Origin of the sequence: Nocardiopsis sp. TNDT3, from assembly GCF_003427465.1 — a bacterium.
Lineage (GTDB): Bacteria > Actinomycetota > Actinomycetes > Streptosporangiales > Streptosporangiaceae > Nocardiopsis > Nocardiopsis dassonvillei.
Map to the genome: position 1 here is coordinate 1 of NZ_QPFC01000078.1, position 4,579 is coordinate 4,579.

The 4,579-nt window shown below is 71.0% G+C and carries 1 pseudogene; it reads left to right on the forward strand.

The features are described 5' to 3' along the window. Nucleotides 1–4,579 (forward strand): annotated as a pseudogene (locus tag DQW06_RS28825) (hypothetical protein); the annotation flags it as partial.

A 4,579-nucleotide genomic window follows, 5' to 3' on the forward strand; every position in this document is an offset into this window, starting at 1 on the left:
GGACCAGCAGGCCGGGACCGACGGAAACCGGCAGCCCGGCACCACCGGGGACCAGCAGACCGGAACCGACGGGAACCGGGAGACCGGGACCGACAGGAGCCGGAACGCACCGGACGGCGACGACCGGAACGCGGACACCGGGACCGAGGAGCGCGGTCGGCAGCGGGAGAACGCCCCGGAACAGGAACGGCCGCCCGGGCAGCAGCCCACCGAGGAACGCCCCGACGGGGAGGGGCGGCCCGAGGCCCTGCGGCCTCCCCGCCCGAACCTGGCCGAGGAGAACCCGGTCACCTTCCACGGGGCCGTGCCCCGCGACTTCACCTGGCCCGACGGCAGCCAGTACCGCGACGTCGGCGGGCAGCAGCGCAGCATCTACCAGCACATCGCCCACCAGGTGCTGACCGGGCTGGCCGACAAGCTGCCCGGCATCGTCCTGCCCGACATGGCCCGCGACCCGAAGAACTTCGCCAGGCGCCCCGGCCACGAGAACAGCGGCCCGTTCACCGGTTCCACGCGCGAGCACCGCCCCTTCCGGCGCGACCACGAGGTCGCGGTCTTCAACACGCACAGGATCATCGACGCGATCGCCGCGTCCGAGTTCAAGAGCGGCACGGACGGCCTGACACTGCACGGCCAGCCCGTCCACCTGATCGACACCGGGAGGTTCGACCCCAGCGCGCTCTTCAAGTCCGGCCAGAGAGTGATGCGCTCGCCGTTCGTCGCGGTACGCGTCAGCGCGGACTTCTCCTCGCTCAGGCACGCGGGAGAGACCACGAGGGGCACCGGAGGCGAGTACGCGGGCTCGTCCGAGATCAGCACCGCGGACGGCTCGCAGAAGCGCAAGACGGTCCGGTTCTCCTCCGGCGGCTACATCCGCCGGATCGACGCCGTCGACGCGGCCGGCAACCCGAGCGACGGCGGCGTGTTCTCGGTCTCCCTCCAGCTGAGCGACACCAAGGGGAAGAGCCGGGGCCTGGGAATGAGGTCCCAGAGCGAGAGGACCGTCCAGTACGCGGAGGACTCCAGCGTCTGGAACTCCGGGGTCCGGTTCAAGGCGAGGCTCTACCAGGACGACGACCTCGGCATGGTCCTGGGCGGTGACACACCGCTGGCCGAGCGCGGACAGGACCTGCTCAGCCGCCCGATCGAGGCGATGGCCACGATGGACACGGCCAAGGCGGTTCCGGGCGGGGAACGCGGGGGCCGGGACGAGACCGCCCCCGCCCCGAGGGTCACCCGGATCCGGCCGATACCGGTCGACCAGGCCCAGGAGATGATCGACGGCCCCACGAGGCCGACGCCGGACAGGGTCCGCAAGACGCGCGACCTGACCGGCGGTGTCAAGAGGCTGTTCGGCGGGGAGCGGAGCCAGCGTCCCCCGGCCGAAGAGGGTACGGCCCCGGCACCGGACACGGGCACCACGCGGACCACCGGACAGCAGAACACCAACGGGCAGCAGAACACCGGCTCCCAGACCGGTGACGGCCAGCGGACGCCCGCCCCCAACACCAACACCAACACCAACACCAACACCAACACCAACCAGCCGAACACCGAAACCGCGCAGGACACCACCGGGCAGCAGGACACCGGCTCCCAGAACGACGGCGTCCGGACACCAACGGCGACGGAAACCAGCGGCGACGTCCGGACACCGCCGGCGACGGAGACCACCGGTGACACCACCGGACAGCAGAACACCGACACCGTCCCGGCACCGGACACCGAGACCGCGCAGACCACCACCGGGCAGCGGAACCCCGCGGAGAACGCCCCCGACACCCGCCCGATCGAACAGCGCCGGGCCGAGAAGCTCCGCGACACCCCCACCACCGTCGAGAACGTCAACACCCGGTTCACCACGGGTGACGGCAACCGGGTGAGCAGCCTGCTCGAAGCCACCTACGAGAGCTTCTCCTCCATCGCGCCCTGGGAGAGGGACACGGGCGGCCAGCGCCCCTCCAGAGGGCTCGGCTTCGAGCGCAAGCTGCGGCACTTCCTGAGGCGGGGCGAGGGAAGCCGACGGTTCTACGAGAACGCGCTCTCCCCGGAGAACCTCGCGGACAACCCGGCGGCGCGCTCCTCCGGAGGCGCGCGCACCCGCACGGAGGCGAGCGGGGGCCCGCTCTCCCCGATGCACCTCCGCACGACGTCGTCCACCCGGTTCGACATCGACTCGGTCGACCGCTTCGAGCAGTCCGACGGCGCGGTCGTCTTCAAGAGCAAGAACACCCTGGAGACGTTCTCCAGGGACGGGAGGCGGACCGACCTGACCTTCCTGGCCACGGGCGGAGGCCGGGTCAACCCCAACCCGATCCAACCCGCCGAGCAGCCCGCGGGCGGGACCGCTCCCGCGCCCAACTCCGCGAGCGCCCCCCTGATCCAGCTCGGCCCCTCCGCGGGCAAGAGCCTGTTCGACCGCTATACCATCACCAAGCCCACGTCGAGGTTCAACGAGTCGGTCGAGTTCCACCCCAAGATCCCGATGTCGTACTCCTACTCCGCCTCGGGGCGCATCACGCAGGCGCTGGAGTTCGTCAAGAGCTGGAGCATCGGGCCGACCTTCCCCCGCTCCGCGCGCTACCGGGGCTGGCAGGCCGACTCCGACAACCTGGAGACCGGGCTGATCCACATCCGCGACGCCCACGCGTCGGGCATGGTCGAGGACAAGGTCGAGGAGGTCGACGGTGAACTGGTCCGCACCCCCCAGCCCGAGCCGGAGGCGCCCGGGTCGGTGAAACCGCGCCCGGGCTTCGAGGACTCCGGCATGATGCTCGACCCGGTCAACCCCGACGAGGCCATCCAGAGCCTCGTCGACGACCTGGCCTCGCAGGGCTGGCAGCTGACCAAGGGCAGCCGGGAGATCATCCTGAAGGCCCTCGACTCCCACACCGGGCTCAACCCCAACACCGGGGTGCCGGTGACGTTGAAGATCAGCCCCATCGACCACTCGATCGGGAACCTCAACGCCCCGACGACCGCGCCGCTGTCCCTGGACGCCACCGTGAAGCTGCGGCTCGACAGGAGCAACGCGAAGGTCGAGTACCTGGGCGGCAAGACGGAGTACCGCCAGCGTCAGGGGTCGGAGGAAGGGGACCGGCTCCAGCAGGGCAACGAGAGCTCCGCGTTCCAGGGGGCCCACGGCTCACTCCTGACACCGCTGCCCCAGTCGGGGGGCGACCAGCCCGGGGGCACCACCCCGCCGAGCCGCCCCTACCTGATGGGCCTGCAGGGTGACGGCACCACGACGAACGCGCGCGGCGGGGGCGGGGTCGTCCGGGACACGGACAAGCGCTCCACCCAGCTGACCATGGAGACGCCCTACGCGCGGGTGTCGTCGGACACCCAGCTGACGCTGGACCTGCACATCTCGGAGAAGCAGGGCACGGCCAACTCCCTTCTGGGGGAGACCCCGGGCTCGCGCACGCGCGACTTCACCGGCACGGGGAACTCGGGCCGGGCGCAGGAGCTGTACCCGGCCTTCTCCCTCGACCTGCGCAACGAGGCGAGCACGACCGGGGGGAACGGCACCCCCCGCACCTCCACCGACGGGAACGAGAACCCCAGCACCACGCCCGAGGGTGGCGACACCACCCGGACGACCACCGACGGAAACAACACCCCCCGCACCACACCCGAGGCCGCCGACACCACCCGGACGACCGACCGGGGCGACAACGACAGACAGCCCGGCGGGCAGCGGACCGGGAACCGGACCGCACCGGAGAACCCCTCCAACGACAACCACGCCTCGCTGACCGACATGGCGCGCTCCCTGACACGCGACATGGACCCGCGGACCCGGGACGCCTTCAACGACGCCGTGACCCTGCTCGAATCCGTCGAGAACAAGGGCAAGGACATCCTCGACCTCGGCCGGATCGTCCTGGCGAAGTCGTTGGGCTGGAACCCGCCCGCGAACGCGGTCGCCGACGGGCATTACACCCCGCAGGCCGTCGAGAAGGCGGCCGACTACGCGGCGGACAAGCTCAAGCTGAACTCCCGCAACAACGCCATCGACCACGCGCTCACCGAGCTCGGCATCAAGGCCTCCTTCGCCGAGGCCAGTTCGGAGAAGGGCGCCGAACTGCCCGAGCTGGGTCCGACCACGTGGATGATGCGCGCCATACCCCACCCGGAGACGGCGCTCATCAAGGACTACAACCCGAGCGTGCGCCTGACCGACTCCTCGGAGACGAGCAGGACCTTCTCCCCGTTCCACAACGAGTCGTCCACGACGACCATGGGTTTCGAGGCGCGCCCCTCGGGACGCACCGGGACGGGCCCTCCGACGACGGCCACCCACTACGGTTCGGCCAGCAACACGGGATCGTCCACGTCCGGAGGCGACACCGCGCGGGGGAGCAGGCCGAAGGAGCCTCCCCACTCCGACCGTGTCCGTACCGGACCCGGCTACCTGGTGGAGATGGACACCGACGTGTTCATCGGGGCCAGGACCGAGCTGAGCGGCCCCTGGTACAAGCGCTCGGCGCGCTACGTCGGGGACAAGGCCGCGTCCGCGGGCCGGGCGGTGCGCGGCGCCTTCGGCGGCCGGCGCACCCCCTCGTCCGTCCCGGCC